This is a genomic window from Rothia sp. CCM 9417, assembly GCF_048513575.1.
Taxonomy (GTDB): Bacteria; Actinomycetota; Actinomycetes; order Actinomycetales; family Micrococcaceae; genus Rothia.
Genome location: NZ_JBLXXT010000001.1, coordinates 309,936 through 325,811, shown reverse-complemented (window position 1 = coordinate 325,811; position 15,876 = coordinate 309,936). Strand labels below are relative to the sequence as shown.

Here is a 15,876-nt window from a genome sequence, read left to right as displayed (position 1 = left end):
CTTTATTCCTCTTCGAACCCTTCGGTGTAGGCGCGGTGGAAGGCTAGGTCGTCCTCTACCTGCTGGTGGGGTTCGGTGTAGGCCCGGCTGAGGTAGGTTTCAAAGTCTGCTGGCTGGCTAGCAAGCACAAAGTCACGTACACCCCTGACCTGGGAGTCAGCAAAGTCAGTGACCTCAGTGAAGAAGGTGTCGTCCGCGTACCCGGCTGAGCGCAGGTATTTTTCGAGTCGGGTCATAGGGTCAAGCTGAGCGAAGGCGGCCTCGTCCTCGGAGGCGCGGTACTTGGTGGGGTCATCGGCGGTGGTGTGGGGGCCCAGGCGGTAGGTTTCAGCCTCAATCAGCACGGGGCCTTGTCCCGCCCTAATTTTTTGCATAGCGTAGCGGGTTGCGGCATAGACGGCGAGCACATCGTTACCGTCTACCCGGATACCTTCAAAGCCGTAGCCGGCGGCCCGGGTTGAAATGGGCACGCGGGATTGGACGCTAAAGGGTACGGAGATAGCCCACTGGTTGTTCTGCACAAAGAAAAGGACCGGGGCGTTGTAGCTGGCTGCAAAAATCATGGATTCGTGGGCGTCGCCCTCGGTGCTGGAACCGTCACCAAAGTAGACAACAACCGCAGGTTTCTCGGGGTCGGTAGCCGGGTCGGTGGCTTGCCCCTGTCCGGTCTGGTACTGCCCGGTTTCGGCCTGGATTTGGGCATCGAAGTTGAGGCCCATGGCATAGCCGGTGGCATGGACAACCTGAGCGGCAAGGACCAGAGTGTAGGGGTGCACATTGTGCTTTTTAGCGTCCCAGCCCAGGGTGCCGGTGCCGGTAAAGAGCGGGGTAATTTCGGTGGGGTCAATCCCCCGCTCCAGGAGCACGCCGTGCTCGCGGTAGGAGGGGAAGATGTAGTCGTTAGGTGCCAGTGCACGGGCGGAGGCTATCTGGGCGGCCTCCTGCCCCACAGACGGAACCCAGAGAGCTAGCTGACCCTGCCGTTGCAGGGAGGTCATTTCACTGCAAAAACGGCGGGTGAGCGCCATGGTACGGTACATGTCTTTGAGATCTTCGCCGGTGAGCTCATCGGCAAAGGAGCTAAAGCTAGCGTGTGAGCTAGTAGTTCCGGTTTCATCCAGAAGTTGGATTCGCTCCGGGGTCCCCCAGGGGTTCTGGGGGCTTTTTGTTTGTGACATGCGTGTCTCCGGGTCCAGGTCTGTCTTTTTCTCTTGTTTAACCCTACGCCCGCTCTCGGCAGGGCAGGGCCTTATTTTTAGAATTTTTGACTGTTTCTTTACAAATAATGAGTTTACACAGACTCTGGCTCCTCCCCTACCCCGCAGGTTTCAGGGAGAAGCCAGCGCCGGAAAAATCCCCTTATTGGAGGGCAGGAGCTACTGAACGGTGAGGGAACTTTTCTGCAAGGGTGAGCAGGCGGGCGTTAGCCTGATCTTCACCAATGCTGACGCGTACGCCCTCACCAGCAAAAGCCCGCACCGAGAGAGCATGTGCCTCGGCCTGCTGAGCAAAGGCAGTTGTGTGTTCACCCAAGGGTAGCCAGACAAAATTAGCCCTGGTTTCGGGAACCCAGTAGCCCAGCTCCTTGAGCCCGGTCACTACTTTTTCGCGTTCAGCTACCAGGTGCTCTACCCGCTCCATGACCTCATCGGCGTGCTCGATGGAGGCGATAGCCGCTTGCTCAGCAATTGTTGTAACGGCAAAGGGGGTAGCAGCCACCCGCAGGTAGGCGGTGATATCGGGGTGGCTGATGGAGTAGCCAACGCGCAGGCCCGCTAGGCCCTGTGCCTTGGAGAAGGTGCGCAGCAGCACCACATTGGGGTAGTCCCGGTAGATATCCAAACCGTTGAGGGGCGGTTCCTGGCCCTCAGGGATTTCAGAAGCGGCACAGAACTCAAAGTAGGCCTCGTCAATAACTACCAGCAGGTCCTGAGGGATCTTACGGAGGAAGTCCCGCACCTGACTTTCAGTCACTGCCGGGCCGGTAGGGTTGTTGGGAGTACAGATGAGAATAACGCGAGTGCGGTCGGTGATAGCCGCCGCCATGGCGTCAAGGTCGTGGGCGCCGTTGGGTAGGTTGGGTACCTGGACGCTCTTAGCCCCGGCGAGACCCACACAGATGGGGTAGGCCTCAAAGGAGCGCCAAGCGTAGATGACCTCGTCCTGGGTACCGTCTTCGTTGGCACCGGCGAAAGTTGCCAGAATCTGGTTGAGCGCACCCAAGCTACCTGCTCCGGTCACGATGTCCTCGGGGTCAACCCCCAGGTACTCACCCAGGCGGGTGCGTAGGGCGGTTGACAGCGGGTCCGGGTAGCGGTGGGCAGTGTCAAAGTCAGCAAGCACCTGAGCGACAGAAGCAACCGGCCCGAAGGGATTTTCGTTGGAGGACAGCTTGAACCGTTCTAGCCCTTCCACAGTGGCAGGGGGCTTGCCGGCAGAGTACTTGGGGAGTCGAGAGAAAACGGGGCGGGGGCGCACACCGTCATTTTGAGTAATCTGAGTCATAGACCCAATTCTAACCAACCAGCGCCCCAGGGAGAACGCCCCAGCATCACAGCTGGCAGGTAGCCTTGCCTTTCTGATAGAGTTGCTTCGTCCGCGCAGGCGCGGCTGGCCTCCATAGCTCAGGGGTAGAGCATTTCCCTCGTAAAGAAAAGGTCGTCGGTTCAAATCCGACTGGGGGCTCCATAAGACGGCTAAGGGCCGCTTCCGAAAACACTCGGAAGCGGCCCTTTGTCTCTACCAGCTCGGTCAGCCCCGGCTAGCAGAAAGCTCTAAGACCGGTCCTCGTCAATGTGATGAGCCGTGCTGTAGCCAATCAGATAAGCCCACATCCAGGCGCTTACCGGCACCAGAAAACACAGCGCTAACAGGCTGGTGTCATTGTCAAAAATCCACCGGTAGAACCACCAGATTCCCGCCGAAGGAACAAGTAGTAGCGCAAAGAGACGCAAGAACCCGGGTGCGTAGCCCCCCTGAGGGGTTCTGCGGGCTTGAAAACCAAAATAATTTTTCACGGTGCTTATCTTTCTTGGCTCACCTAGGGAAAACTCTAGCTACGCCACAGGCCATAGGTCTTGGCAAGTGATGATACTTTTCGGGCACGCGCCAAACGTGGCAGATAGGAACCGTCCTTGGGTACAGAATCGCCTTCGCTCTTCTGCAAAAGCTCCCGCGCCCAGGCAATTTCGTCGGCGCTCGGGGCAAGCCCCAGATTGATAGTCTCGGTCTGTGCCGGGTCCAAGGTCAGTTTACCGGTCATGCCGTGACTGGTGGTCACCGCGCAGTCCTTAAGCAAGTCCCCGCTGTGCTTACCCACAGAAGGCCCATCAATCGGGCCTGCCAGCCCGCCCACGCGGGAGGCCAAGACCAGCTGTGACCGCGCAAAAGCCAGCGCAATCGGGTCGGCTGAAACTCCGGTGTCGCGGCGGTAGTCACCCACACCAAAAGCTAGGCGGAAGGTACCGGGAGCCTTGGCAATACGCACCACATTCACCATGCCCAGGGCGGTCTCAATCAGCGCGATGACCGGAGTACCGGCTGGGAGCATCATAGCGGTACGAGTTACGTGGTCAGGGTGTTCGGTCATAGCAAGCATGACCCCCTTGAGCCCCTCCGCACGGTTCAGCGCTTCAAGGTCTTTAGACCAGTGTTCACTGTCAATCGCGTTGATACGCACCCAGGCCGAAGCCCCCTTATTGAGCATGGCAACGATGTGCTCACGGGCAGCATCTTTGGCTTTCTCGGGGCAACCGTCCTCAAGGTCAATGATGACCGAATCTGCTTCTGATTCCAGGGCTGCTGCAATGGTCTGTTCGGTTGCATCAGCTGATACTAGAAGCCAGGATCGAGAAAGTCGGGCGGGCAAAGATGCGGCGCGTTCGTTGCGGTGGAAATTAATCACGGGATCCTCGTTAAGGTGGGTCTGACCCTCTCAAGTCTACCCCCGCAAGAGCTACCCGCTGCGGGTTCTTCCCGGCCCGCCCTTAGAGTGTGAGCAAACGCCCGTCCACCATATGTAACTGGCCGGTAGCCAGCGCGGCCTGCTCGGCATCGTGGGTAATCATGAGCGTGGCAGTATTGAACTCGGCAGTGACCTGTGCCAGCAGTCGCACAATCTCTTCCGAACGCTCACTATCTAGGGCACTCGTTGGCTCATCGGCCAGCAAAAGCGCTGGCTGGCTCATCAGGGCGCGAGCAATATTGACTCGCTGACGTTGCCCACCCGAGAGCTGGTGTACCTTGCGGTGGCTGGCAGCAGAGAGCCCTACCAGATCAAGAAGGTCATGGGCCTGTGACCTAGCTGCCCGTAGCTCTGCCCCTCGAGCTCCCCCAATGCGTGCTACCAGTTCTAGCTGTTCTGCAGCGGTGAGTGAGGCAATCAGGTTGGGTTGCTGGAAGATAATGCCGATGGTGGTGCGGCGGAGTTCAGCTAGCTGGGAGTCCCGGTAGCCGGTGGTCTCTACACCGTTGATGAGGCGGCTACCGGAGGTAGGGGTGATCAGCCCCGCCGCCACAGACAGCAGGGAGGATTTACCGGAGCCAGATGCGCCGGTCAGGGCAAAGAAGTCACCCCGCTCTACCGTCAGGTTGATGCGGTCCAGGGCGCGCGCGGTCAGGGGTTTTCCGGAGCTATCAACCCCGTCGGGATAGTCAAGGGTGATATCGCGTAGCTCGAGGGCGGCGGCAGCTGCGGCTTGGGTAGGTAGAGAGCCTGGCAGTACAGAGGTCATGGGTTTACCTTTCGGGATTAGATCAGAATTAATTAGTTGCCACCCAGGGCGAGCATGGGATCAACGGTTGCTACACGCCGTAGAGCGATAAGGGCACCGCCCATACCTAAGGCCCAGATTCCAGCTGCTGGTCCGGCAACTGTCAGGGGTGAGAGCTGGAAGGGTACAGTGCCCGAGACGAGAGCCCCTAGCGCCCAGCCAGCTAGGGCACCGCTGAGAGTTCCTAAAGCCAGAATTAGGCCAGCCTGGGCCAGGGCATCACGGGTCAGGAAAGCACGAGAAGCACCTAGCGCTCGCATGAGGGCGATATCCCGAGTGCGCTGAATGGTCCACACCGTCAGGAAGGAAACGATGACTAGGGCAGAAATACCGTAGAGGAAGCCCTGCATGGTCGTCAGGGAGCCGTGCTCTGATGAGTAGGCGGGCAGGGCCGCAAAGGCTTGCTTGGTGGTCAGTGCCTGGGTTCTGGTTGCTGTGGCCGTGGCATCTACATGGCTAGCGCCCTGAACTGCTAGCACTGTTCCCAGTACGGCATCTGGCCCTGTGGTTGGGTTCTGGTGGGTGAGCTTCTGCCAGGTGCTGGTGGTGATCCAGCCTGCGGGGGTGTGGGAGTAGTAGGTGTCTTCAGCGATACCTGTCACAGTGAGTTCGGTACCATTCACGCTCACGGTATCACCCACCCCTGCACCTAGGTCGTGGGCCTGGCTCAGGGGGAGGACGATCTGGTCATCAGCTGCTTCAGAGCCCTCATGCAAGGGAGCGGTGGAGGCGGGCAGCTGAGAACCCTGGGGGGTGGCGATGAGGGTCATGGGTGCGGCTCCTTTGCCCTCAACCTTAGCCGTCAGGAAGCCCACCGGGGTAACCCTGCCTGCCTCTTCCTGCCATTGCTGGGTGAGACTGGTAGTCACACTGGAGTCGGTGAAAGAAGCCTTAGCTCCGGCTGTATCGGAGGCGAAAATAAACCGGTCGGCCCCCATTTTTTGGAGGGCATCGGTGTTTTGTCGCCCCAGCCCCCCGGTCAGCCCCGTCAGCATGACCAGGAGCAGGGTAATGAGGGTGACCGTTGCCCCAATCAGGGTAAATCGGCCCTTAGCAAAGAGGATATCGCGCCAGCCAACAAACATGAGATTTTACCTTTCAGAAGACATTCCCCGGCTCGGGGGGCTATATCTATCTGACCAGCTCACCGACCCTTACTACATCGGGGTAAGGGTTGAACCTATAATCAACCGTTTGGACGATAGCGGGGGAAGCGAGGTGAGGTTCTGAGAGGGCTAGACTGGTTGGGGTAAGACTTGCTTAGTTCAGTAAGGATGCCCGTGCCCCTTGCCCCACCCGCCTCCGCTGCCTCTGGCGGTAGCAGGCAGACGTTACTGGTGCTCACTACTCTGAGAGTGAGCTTGCACGTCATGTTCGCTTTCCTACTCATTTTTGGTGCTGTTTTGGCTCTAGTGGGCAGCGTCTACCAGCCCCGCCACACCGCTATCGGGGTCCTGACACTTACCCTGGGGGCTATCTACCTGGCAGGTACGGTCTATGAGAAGCGGCGCGGCCTACCTCAGCGGTTGAGGCTGGCAGGTTTTCCCTTGGCCTCCGGTGGTACTTTGCCTTTTAGCCCGGCTCATCTCTGGTTGCTTGTGATTACAGGTTTGTGGCTGGCGCTGATGTGTTTGGATAGCTCGTTTACCTGGGCTGTTTTCCCCGTCATGTTCCTCTACCTGCACCTCTTGCGACCTCTAGCCGGGGTGCTGGCTACCGGTGCGCTGTGCCTTCTGGCGGTTGCTTTGCCTTTGGTGGGCCCTGCCGGGTTCGGCCTGGCTCGTTTACGGGCTGAGGGTCTGACTCCGGGTTACCTGGTAGGCCCTACGCTGGGGGCTATGTTGGCTGTAGTTATCTCTTTTACCTACCGGGCACTGAGACAGGATGCAGCCCACCAGTTTCGGCTAGCTGAGCAGCTCAGGGCGGTGCAGGCCGAGCTGGCTCAACAGCAGTACCGGGCTGGAAAGATTGCTGAGCGCGAGCGCCTTGCCCGGGAAATACACGATACTTTGGCCCAGGGGCTATCGTCGATTGTGCTGGTGTCCCGTGCGGCCTCAAATGCCTTGGAATCAGGTGATACTGCTCTGGGGAGGGAACGATTGCAGGTCATTGAGCAGAGCGCGTCCACTAACCTGGCAGAAGCCCGCCGTTTTATTCATGACTTAGCTTCGCCCGCGCTAGATAGTTCTGTGGTAGGTGCTTTGAGCTCTTTGGTCGCTTCGACGCAGGCCACTCAGCAGGCGGCGGGTCTTGACTTCCGGTGCTCTTTGACCGTTGATGGTGATGAGTCTGCGGTGAACCGGTTGCCTGAGCCGATTGCCTCTACCCTGGTGCGGGTAGCCCAGGGTGCGTTGGCGAATGTTGCTGCCCATTCTCAGGCCAGTCAGGCGGTGATGACGCTCAGCCTGTGGCCGGGTGAGGTGGCACTGGATGTGTGCGATAACGGGGTTGGTTTTGACGTTCGTGCGCTCTCACCGGTAACGGATAAGGCTGAGGTTGCCCTAGCGGAGGGTAGCACCGGCTATGGGTTGATCTCTCTGACTGCCCGGGTAGACCAGGTGGGTGGGACCCTGAATATTGAAAGTTCTCCTGGCGCTGGTACCGCCTTGTCTGTCCGTCTACCGGTAGAGGGTGTACTGGCTGCCCCGGCTTCTGGAGGTAACTATGACTGTTAAGGTTGTGCTGGTCGATGATCACCCGGTAGTCAGGGCTGGTTTGGGTGCCTTGTTTGCCGGGTTTAGCGACATCGAGGTAGTGGCAGAAGCCTCCGATGGGGGTCAGGCTGTTTCGGTTGTACAGGAGCTAACCGTACGGGGCGAGGCCCCCGATGCGGTGGTGATGGACCTTCAGATGAAACCTATGGGCGGGGTGGAGGCGACTCGTCTGCTGGCGGCTATGGGGGGTCCTCCAGTGCTGGTGCTGACTACCTTTGATACGCAGGCCGATATTGTGGCAGCTGTTGAGGCCGGCGCTCTGGGCTATTTGCTCAAGGACGCCCCTCCGGAGCAGGTGCATACGGCTGTACTAGCTACGGCGCGGGGCCAGAGGACGCTCTCGCCCGAGGTCATGGCGGCGCTGGTGGACCGGATGCAACGGCCTACTGTGACTCTTTCAGCGCGGGAAACTGAGCTTCTTGAGCTTGTTTCTACCGGTGCAACCAACAAGGAGCTTGCGCAGAAGCTCTTTATTTCGCAGTCCACGGTAAAGACGCACCTGGTGCATATTTTCACCAAGTTGGGTGTGGATAACCGCACGGCCGCTGTGGCGGCGGCACGCGCGCAGAACCTCATCTAGTTGTATGGTGCGGGTGTGGTAGCTCCCGTGTAAGGAGGAAGGCCTGCTTTGTGCCCCGCCAACTGGCTCGGGGTTGGCCTTCTAGGGCCTTGGCGGGCACAAAGCAGGCCGGGGTGGATACCTTCTCGGGCAGAAGCCTAAGACTTCTGCTTGTTCCAGGGAATGACAATAGGGGTGTCAGCTGGAGCGGGTGCTGGCTTCTGGTCTTGCTTCCAGCTGGCCCCAAAGCGGCGGTCTTTAAAGCGCTGGACGGGGACCTCAACCATGAGGTAAATCAGTACACCCGCGAGAAGGCCGGGGGGAACCAGAAGAGCAACCTGGGCCAGAAGGGGCAGGTCCTGCAGGTGGCCTTCGATTGCTTTGAACAGCACATCGTGTACCAGGTAGATACTGTAGCTCGACAGGCCAATGAGTTGCAGGGGCCGCCAGGCTAAGAAGCGGTGGATAGCCGCGCCCAGGGGCTGGCGGGAAGCTACCAGCCCCCAGAGCATAATGGTGGAAGCTGACCAGGCCTGGAGCGAGTAGCGCACGGTTTCGCGGAAGGTTGTATCGCGGATGACCAGGGTCATCAGGTAGACCCCTATGGCGGTGAAGAAGACCCAGTTACGGCCCAGGAGCGGGATAGTGTACCCGTCTCGTGTCAGGCCCCCGGAAGGCATGTAGTGCTTGCCTGCTAGGTGGCGTCCTCGGACCATTTCATCGTCGCTGTATCGGTGGTACCAGAGGGCGGTGAGCATGCCGATAGCGATTGCTTCAAGGCGGGTATCGGTGCCGAAGTAGATGCGGTCGCTGCTGGCACCGGCGTCGAACAGTGCCCACCGTGACAGGGCCGAGTACAAGATAAGGGATAGGCCCAGCAGCGTCAGGGCCTTCCGGTAGTTGCGCCAGCGCACCATGAATAGCCAGAGGATGGCAAAAACCAGGTAGAACTGCTCCTCGATGGAGAGCGACCACATCACGTGGCTACCGGGTAGCACGGTGATGTGTGAGTCCAGGTAGCGCAGGTTGAAGAAGAAGAAAACCTGGCCCAGCACGTCAAGGGGGTCAAGGGTTCCGCCGAGCGCCCAGTAGACGATGGTGGGCAGGACTATGACGAGGATAAGGGGAGGGGCAATTTTGAGGAAGCGGCGGATGTAGAAGCCCGATACATCGAATTTGCCGGTTTTGTCGCGTTCTCGAAGAAGCAGGTAGGTGATGATGAAGCCTGAAATGGCAAAGAAGATGGTTACCCCGGAGCCGCCCGGCACAAATTTTAGCCCTGCGTGTGAAAAGACCACGAGTAGCACCGCAAAGGCGCGCATGGCGTCTATGTGGGCGTAGCGGTTCATAGGCTTACTTCTCCCCTAAAAGCGTGTGTGATTGTGCCTTCTTTAAGCGTAATTGCACGCGCGCTAACTTTACCTGTACTTTGGTCTTCTTAATAGGTACGGTTTAGGGGATATTTACGCGGTCTTGGCGACAAATCCCGGAGTGTAAAAAAGTTCTCCCCTGTCAGAAGCTAAGAGGCTGTTTGTTGCGCTTCACAGCGCGCCTGCTCTAGGTAGGTTTCTGCGTCGCTAATGTGCTGTTTGACGGTGTCTATTCGGCGGGCGATGCTCTCAGTTCGGGTGCATCCGTTCAGGCAGTCACCGGCGCAACGGGTCATGGCTAGGGCCTCAGCGGTAAGGGCCAGTGCGTTGCCTGCTCGGGAGAGCGCGCGGTGCAGATCGGAATATACGCCGGTGGGTGAGGCGGGGATGTCCTGGGAGTCGCTGGGAGCTAGCCGGTGCGCTTCGGCGGCAACGGTTCGAACCCTGGGGAGCAGGTCAGCTAGCTCGTTGGCAAGCGGCACGATTTCTTCGAGTGTGGGGCCTACTGGGACGCGCTCGAGGATCTGGTGAAAGCGGTCAAGCCCTCGGACGAACCGGTCGTGGGTTCTGCGCCAGAGGCCTTGCCCAAGCTCAGCGTCGTCACGACGGCTTTGCAAGAAGTCTTTGATGCCCATTGCTTGGCCCTTTCTTACCGGTTCCTACTTTCTTAGGTTACCCTAATTTTTTCGCCTGCTGGTCACCAGCCTATGCAGGGAGGCCGCTACCCCAACTTTTGGTGGGGTAACGGCCTCTGGGCTACTTGTTAGCAGCAGCGGGCACCGGGGTTACGGTCCAACCCGTCGGTGTATTCCCGCCAGAACTGGCGTTCGGTCATGGGCTCCTGGTGGCAACCGGTTGCTCTGTGGTGGGCCAGGTACTTTTGGTACTTGTCAGCGCCCATCACTCCCCCGGCAAACCAGCGAGCCCGTGAGAGAAAATACCGTATCTTCTGCATGGCTCTCCTAGTGGCCGCTGTGGCTTGCTGAGCCGCTGATCTGGTCGGGGTACTTCTCGTAGAAGGCCTTCCATTCCTTTTCCAGTTCACGCTCGGCCGGGGTGGCGAAGAGGCCAGCCGGTGCGTAGATGGTGGACTGGACATAGGGGTTCTCGTGGCTCTTCTGGGCGTGACCGTTTTTGGCCTTGAATACCTCCAGGACGGCGGCAATCACCACGATCAGGGTCAGCACCACGAAGAGAATGGAGAGTGTGCCCTGCACGAAAGTGTTGCGCACAACGGCTTCCATTGCTTCCACGTTCTTTGCCGCGCCGAGGGAGGTTTCACCGGCGGCTAGGGCCTCCTTGAAGCGGTTGTGATTAGCCCAGTAGCCCACTGCGGGGTTGGTGGAGAAGATCTTCTGGTAAGAGCCGACCACGGTAACCAACAGGTCGAAGGCCAGAGGCAGGGCGATAATCCAGAGGTACTTGAAGCGGCCCTTGTTAGCGGCTATCGCTAGGCAGACAGCTAGGGCACAGGCAGCCAGGAGCTGGTTGGCGATACCGAAGAGCGGGTAGAAGGTGTTAATGCCACCCAAGGGGTCGGTTACACCCAGAATCAAGATGGATCCCCAACCTGCCACCATAAGAGCGGTGGTAATCCAGGCACCTGCCCGCCAGTTGTGGTCGCGGAACTTGGGGAAGAAGTTCCCCAGGGTATCAGACAGCATGAAGCGGGCAACACGGGTACCGGCATCCACAGCGGTCAGAATGAAGAGAGCCTCAAACATGATGGCGAAGTGGTACCAGAAGCTAGTCAGTTCGAACCAGGGGAGCATCTTGCCCAGAATGAATGCCATGCCCACGGCCAGGGTAGGTGCGCCACCCGTGCGGGAGACGATGGAATGCTCGCCCACCGCATCAGCTGTACCCTGTAGTAGCTCGGGTGTAACCTGCACACCGGTCAGACCCAGTGAGTTCACAAAGAGAGCTGCCGATTCTACAGTGCCGCCTGTGGCACCTGCTGAGGAATTCATGGCGAAGTAGATACCACGGTCAATGGTGACAGCTGCAACCAGGGCCATGATAGCGACAAAGGACTCCATGAGCATGCCGCCGTAACCGATAAAGCGGGTCTGGCGTTCTTTTTCAACCATCTTGGGGGTGGTACCCGAAGCGATGAGCGCGTGGAAACCGGAGAGCGCACCGCAGGCAATGGTGACAAAGAGGAAGGGGAAGAGGGAGCCTGACCACACCGGGCCGTCTGATCGGGAGGCGAACTCGCTGACGGCGGGTACGGTAATTTCGGGGCGGACCACGATGATACCCACGGCCAAGAGCACGATGGTGCCGACCTTCATGAAGGTGGAGAGGTAGTCGCGGGGTGCCAGCAGGAGCCAGACGGGCAGAACAGCGGCGATGAAGCCGTAGATGATGACACACCAGGCCAGGGTGACCCGGTCAAGGTGCAGGTATTGGGCGCCCCATTCGGTGTGGCTGACCCAGCCGCCGCTGATAATAGCGGCCATGAGCAGGACGAAGCCGATAATTGAGATCTCACCGACCTTGCCGGGGCGAATGTAGCGCAGGTAGACACCCATGAAGAGGGCGATAGGGATGGTCATGCCCACGGAGAATACGCCCCAGGGGGATTCACCCAAGGCGTTGACAACCACCAGCGCCAAGATGGCGGTAATGATGATCATGATGGCCAGGGTTGCCAGAATCGCGGCGTAACCACCAATGGTGCCAAGCTCTTCCTTGGCCATCTGGCCTAGGGAGCGTCCACCGCGGCGCACTGAGAAGAAGAGAACCAGGTAGTCCTGGACTGCACCGGCCAAGATAACGCCGACGATAATCCAGATGGTTCCGGGCAGGAAGCCCATCTGGGCGGCTAGGACGGGGCCAACCAGGGGGCCTGCGCCGGCAATTGCGGCGAAGTGGTGCCCGTAGAGTACGCGGCGGTCGGTGGCGGCGTAGTCCTTACCGTCAGCATCGTACTCTGCGGGGGTTGCCCGGCGGTCATCGGGCTGAGCCAGTTTGGCTTCAATGAACCGGGCGTAGAAACGGTAGGCGATCAGGTAGCTACAGACGGCGGCGAAGACGAACCAGATAGCGTTCACGGTTTCGCCACGGAAGATAGCGATCATGGACCAACTGACTGCGCCAAGCAGAGTAATCAGTGCCCAGATAGCGATGGTTTTGGGGGTCCAGGTGCGGTGTTCTTGCTCTAGTACCTCGGGGTCTATGTAGGCTTGCGGGCGTTCCTGCTCCACAGTTGAAGAACTCTGTTGTGTCATGGGCTCACTCCAGTGTGATCGTGCGTGTTCCGCCAGTTTTAATGCGGTGTGCGTGCTCACACTATACCGGGCTTTGGGTGATAGGTCACATTGCTTCGCTCATGTGACATTTGGTTTAGAGCGCACCTACCTGTAACCCCTCTTTAGTCATGCGCTGATGCGTCAGGGACCAGGAGAATTTTACCCCGGTGAGCCCCGGATTCGAGACGGGCATGGGCTTGGGCGGCCTGCTCCAAGGGGAAAACAGAGTCGGTATGAAGGCTGATGGCGCCGCTCTCGATTAGGGGCCAGACAAGTCTGTGCACACCGTCCACAATGCGCGCCTTATCGTCGGCACTTCGTGAGCGCAGGGAGGTGGCATGCAGGCTCAGCCGCCGCGGTAGCATGTAGCCCAGGTTCAGTTCACCTTTAGCGCCGCCCTGAAGTCCAATCACCGCGAGGGAACCGTCCAGGGCCAGGGTTTTGATGTTTTCTTCGAGGTAGCTACCGCCCACCACATCGAGAATGTAGTTGGCCCCGCGTTCTTCGGTTGCCTGCCGCACGATCTGGCGGAAGTTCTCGGTGCGGTAGTTAATGGGGTGGGCACCGAGGCTCTGAACATAGTCGCACTTTTCGTCGGTGCCAGCGGTTGCGAAAACCGTGAGGCCCAGCGCCTGGGCTAGTTCAATGGCGTGGGTGCCGATTCCACCGGTACCCCCGTGAATGAGCAGACTGGCCCCTTGATTGGTTTGGGGGCTGGTGCCTACCCCGAGGGTGAGCACCAGGTTGGAGTAGACCGTTGCGGCTACCTCTATCAGGCCGGCGGCATCGCCTAAGCTGACCCCGGCAGGTAGGGGCAGAGTGTGTGCTAGGTCCACCGCGACGTATTGGGCGTAGCCACCTCCTGCAAGCAGGGCAACTCTTGGTTCCCCGACGAGGGTCGTATCCACTCCGGGTCCGACCGCTTCGATGACACCAGATACCTCTAGTCCGTAGATGGAGCTTGCCCCTGGCGGTGGCGGGTAGAAGCCGCGACGTTGGGCAAGATCGGCCTGGTTAATGCCCGCTGCAGCGACTTTGAGGAGGACCTGGCCCGGCCCTGGCTCAGGAACCGGCACCTGGCTGACGCACAGAACTTCGGGGCTTCCGTGCTCAGATTCAACAATGGCTTGCATGCTCTCCCCCTTTTTTTCTTCCTGTCCCTAGGCAGGCGGTTCAGCTAAATCGTGCGGTGGGTATTGCCTGACCTTACTACCCTAGCGAGAGCAAGGGCACAGAAACTAGTATTTTGCTTTATGCTCCAGCCTGTGTAACATGGGATGAGTGCTTTGAGCGCATTTGGATGGTTGTCCGAGCGGCCGAAGGAGCTGGTCTTGAAAACCAGTAGGCGGCAACCCCGCCTCAAGGGTTCAAATCCCTTACCATCCGCACCTAGCCCATCTTACGTATCTTACGTGAGATGGGCTTTATCTTTAACAAATGGTGAGGCAGAATCCCTGGGCAGCGCTGCCACTATTGGCAAGGTCACCGGCTGGGGTTGCTCTTATCTACAAGGTACTGGGGTTTATAGCCCTGGTTGGCTTAGTCCTCCTAGCAATGACCGCTAACTCATCTACCGGCTACTAAAGCTTACGTTTTGACCAAGCTTCTTTTTGTCGCTAGACTGGTCTAAGCTGTGGTGCTGAGCCAGGTTGACGGGTTAAGCTGAGCAGCGTTAGGAGACGTGCCAGAGCGGCCGAATGGACTTCACTGCTAATGAAGGGTCGGGGTTAAACTCGACCGGGGGTTCAAATCCCCCCGTCTCCGCTCTAAAGCCCGCCTACTCGATGAGTAGGCGGGCTTTTTCGTGTTTGCTCTCCCCCCCTAGTCACGGGGCCTCTGGTTTAGAAGCTAACGCAGTGGATCAGCTGAGCTTCACCGTCCACCAGCTGCCCCCAGTCCCCTTGGACCTGGAATACAGCCAAAGTGGCCGGGGCAAATCCGTAGGAGGCATCCATGAGGGCCTCGTAGTCGGAGTCGGGCCGGGCCAGTTGCAGGATTGCGTCCTGCACACCGGGTAGGTGGGCAATTAGCATCAGCGAATGCACGGCCTCGGGGGTGCGGTTAATAGTGGTCAGTAGCTGGGAGGCAGGCGCGTTATAGAGGCGCTCATCCAGGCTAGCAGTGGGCGCCTTCTCCCCCAGCGCTTCGGAAACCCAGGTGGTGGTCTGCCGGGTACGCAGGGCGGCTGAGCTGACCATCATCTCGGGGATTAGGCCCTGCTCTACCAGCCAGGCACCGGCCCGAGGGGCTTGGGAGTGGCCACGCCGGGTCAGGGGGCGGTTGAAATCATCCAGCCCCCAATCAGCCTCGGCGTGGCGCATGATGATGAGGGTGCGGGCATCGTGGCGGGGCAGAGCAAAATCGGTCATACACCTATCCTAGTCGCGGTTGCCCAAGAAGCCTCTGAGTAAGTAGATAGTCTCCTGGGGCTTCTCCGAATGAACCCAGTGGCCCGCTCCCCTAATCACAGAGCGCCGTACCAGGGGGAAGAGCCGGCGCATAGGCTCAAAGTCTGCTGGGGTGATGTAGGGGGAATTGCCACCGGCGATCCAGAGCACCGGGCCCTTGTACTGCTGTTCTGTTCCCGGCCAACCCATAATCTGCGCTAGGTGCTCACGGAGCATGACCAGGTTGGGCTCCCAGCTGTTGCCGCTCTTGGACATTTTTAGGTTTTGGAGCAGGAAGGCTCTCACTCCTGCTGCAGGAACGGTGCGGGCCAGGTCAGTATCGGCCTGTCCCCTGGTGGTGTAGGTGTCGATGGGTAGAGCCAGCATACTGTCCATGAGCACCTCGAAGCTACCCTTGGACTCACCGGGGGCGATATCAATAACGACCAGCTTGCTGACCAGGTGCGGGTGTCTCAGGGCAAGGAGCATAGCAATTTTTCCGCCCATGGAGTGCCCCATGACGACCACCGGCTCACCGGCGGCATACTCGGCTACAGCTTGGGCGGCCAGGTCAGCCATCTGCCGGTAGTCAAAGCTATCGGTCCAGTAGCTTGAGCCGTGGTTGGGTAAATCAAGGAGCAGGGTTTGTACACCCTCGCCCAGGTTTTTGGCGATAGCGGTGAAGTTCTTTCCCCGCCCCAAAAGGCCGTGCAGAAAGACGGTTTTGAGGGGGCCTGAACCGATGACGGTGGTCGCAAGAACAGAAGCAGTCATACCCTCTACTTTAACCCCATCGGGCGGCACACCCGGCACCACCACA

The 15,876-nt window shown here is 59.1% G+C and carries 15 protein-coding genes and 3 tRNA genes; 5 read left to right on the top strand and 13 right to left on the bottom strand.

Annotated elements, in window-relative coordinates; genetic code table 11:
• Nucleotides 1-2: 2 nt before the first annotated feature.
• Nucleotides 3-1,178 carry a thiamine pyrophosphate-dependent enzyme gene (locus ACN082_RS01475; protein ID WP_419099077.1) on the bottom strand — a complete coding sequence of 392 codons (1,176 nt, stop codon included), beginning with the start codon at nt 1,176-1,178 and terminating at the stop codon, nt 3-5.
• A 181-nt stretch (nt 1,179-1,359) separates the two neighbouring features.
• Nucleotides 1,360-2,505: a histidinol-phosphate transaminase gene (locus ACN082_RS01470; RefSeq protein ID WP_419099076.1), complete on the bottom strand. Its 1,146-nt coding sequence runs from the start codon at nt 2,503-2,505 to the stop codon at nt 1,360-1,362.
• A gap of 108 nt (nt 2,506-2,613) precedes the next feature.
• Here ACN082_RS01470 and ACN082_RS01465 point away from each other — a divergent pair.
• A tRNA-Thr gene (locus ACN082_RS01465) sits at nt 2,614-2,688 on the top strand.
• An 86-nt stretch (nt 2,689-2,774) separates the two neighbouring features.
• Here the strand turns inward: ACN082_RS01465 and ACN082_RS01460 are convergent.
• From ACN082_RS01460 to ACN082_RS01445, 4 genes are all read right to left on the bottom strand, one after another.
• Nucleotides 2,775-3,017 carry a hypothetical protein gene (locus ACN082_RS01460; RefSeq protein WP_419099075.1) on the bottom strand — a complete coding sequence of 81 codons (243 nt, stop codon included), beginning with the start codon at nt 3,015-3,017 and terminating at the stop codon, nt 2,775-2,777.
• Nucleotides 3,018-3,052: 35 nt separating this feature from the next.
• Nucleotides 3,053-3,904, bottom strand: coding sequence for an HpcH/HpaI aldolase/citrate lyase family protein (locus ACN082_RS01455; RefSeq protein ID WP_419099074.1), 852 nt, complete (start codon nt 3,902-3,904; stop codon nt 3,053-3,055).
• A gap of 82 nt (nt 3,905-3,986) precedes the next feature.
• Nucleotides 3,987-4,733 (bottom strand): ABC transporter ATP-binding protein, encoded by a 747-nt coding sequence (locus ACN082_RS01450; protein ID WP_419099073.1) that lies wholly within the window; start codon nt 4,731-4,733, stop codon nt 3,987-3,989.
• Nucleotides 4,734-4,765: 32 nt separating this feature from the next.
• Nucleotides 4,766-5,857 carry an ABC transporter permease gene (locus tag ACN082_RS01445; RefSeq protein ID WP_419099072.1) on the bottom strand — a complete coding sequence of 364 codons (1,092 nt, stop codon included), beginning with the start codon at nt 5,855-5,857 and terminating at the stop codon, nt 4,766-4,768.
• Between the two features lie 195 nt (nt 5,858-6,052).
• Here ACN082_RS01445 and ACN082_RS01440 point away from each other — a divergent pair, with 195 nt between their 5' ends.
• Nucleotides 6,053-7,447 (top strand): sensor histidine kinase, encoded by a 1,395-nt coding sequence (locus ACN082_RS01440; RefSeq protein ID WP_419099071.1) that lies wholly within the window; start codon nt 6,053-6,055, stop codon nt 7,445-7,447.
• On the top strand, nt 7,437-8,066 hold the full coding sequence (locus ACN082_RS01435; protein ID WP_419099070.1) for a response regulator: 630 nt from the start codon (nt 7,437-7,439) through the stop codon (nt 8,064-8,066). The genes ACN082_RS01440 and ACN082_RS01435 overlap by 11 nt, the downstream gene beginning before the upstream one ends.
• Before the next feature lie 137 nt (nt 8,067-8,203).
• Here ACN082_RS01435 and ACN082_RS01430 read toward each other — a convergent pair whose 3' ends face one another.
• The 5 genes from ACN082_RS01430 to ACN082_RS01410 form a co-directional block, all read right to left on the bottom strand.
• A complete protein-coding gene (locus tag ACN082_RS01430) occupies nt 8,204-9,394 on the bottom strand; it encodes an acyltransferase family protein (protein WP_419099069.1) in 1,191 nt (396 codons plus the stop codon).
• 170 nt (nt 9,395-9,564) lie between these two features.
• Nucleotides 9,565-10,050 carry a dehydrogenase gene (locus ACN082_RS01425; RefSeq protein WP_419099068.1) on the bottom strand — a complete coding sequence of 162 codons (486 nt, stop codon included), beginning with the start codon at nt 10,048-10,050 and terminating at the stop codon, nt 9,565-9,567.
• Between the two features lie 128 nt (nt 10,051-10,178).
• Nucleotides 10,179-10,370, bottom strand: coding sequence for a YbdD/YjiX family protein (locus ACN082_RS01420; RefSeq protein ID WP_419099067.1), 192 nt, complete (start codon nt 10,368-10,370; stop codon nt 10,179-10,181).
• 7 nt (nt 10,371-10,377) lie between these two features.
• Nucleotides 10,378-12,648 carry a carbon starvation CstA family protein gene (locus tag ACN082_RS01415; protein WP_419099066.1) on the bottom strand — a complete coding sequence of 757 codons (2,271 nt, stop codon included), beginning with the start codon at nt 12,646-12,648 and terminating at the stop codon, nt 10,378-10,380.
• 143 nt (nt 12,649-12,791) lie between these two features.
• Nucleotides 12,792-13,802, bottom strand: coding sequence for an NAD(P)H-quinone oxidoreductase (locus ACN082_RS01410; RefSeq protein WP_419099065.1), 1,011 nt, complete (start codon nt 13,800-13,802; stop codon nt 12,792-12,794).
• Between the two features lie 165 nt (nt 13,803-13,967).
• Between ACN082_RS01410 and ACN082_RS01405 the strand changes: the two genes are divergently transcribed.
• Nucleotides 13,968-14,055, top strand: a tRNA-Ser gene (locus ACN082_RS01405).
• A 289-nt stretch (nt 14,056-14,344) separates the two neighbouring features.
• Nucleotides 14,345-14,433, top strand: a tRNA-Ser gene (locus ACN082_RS01400).
• A 77-nt stretch (nt 14,434-14,510) separates the two neighbouring features.
• Here the strand turns inward: ACN082_RS01400 and ACN082_RS01395 are convergent.
• Nucleotides 14,511-15,038 carry a SixA phosphatase family protein gene (locus ACN082_RS01395; protein WP_419099064.1) on the bottom strand — a complete coding sequence of 176 codons (528 nt, stop codon included), beginning with the start codon at nt 15,036-15,038 and terminating at the stop codon, nt 14,511-14,513.
• 9 nt (nt 15,039-15,047) lie between these two features.
• Complete coding sequence (locus tag ACN082_RS01390; RefSeq protein ID WP_419099063.1) at nt 15,048-15,830, bottom strand: alpha/beta fold hydrolase; 783 nt, start codon at nt 15,828-15,830, stop codon at nt 15,048-15,050.
• Between the last annotated feature and the right edge of the window lie 46 nt (nt 15,831-15,876).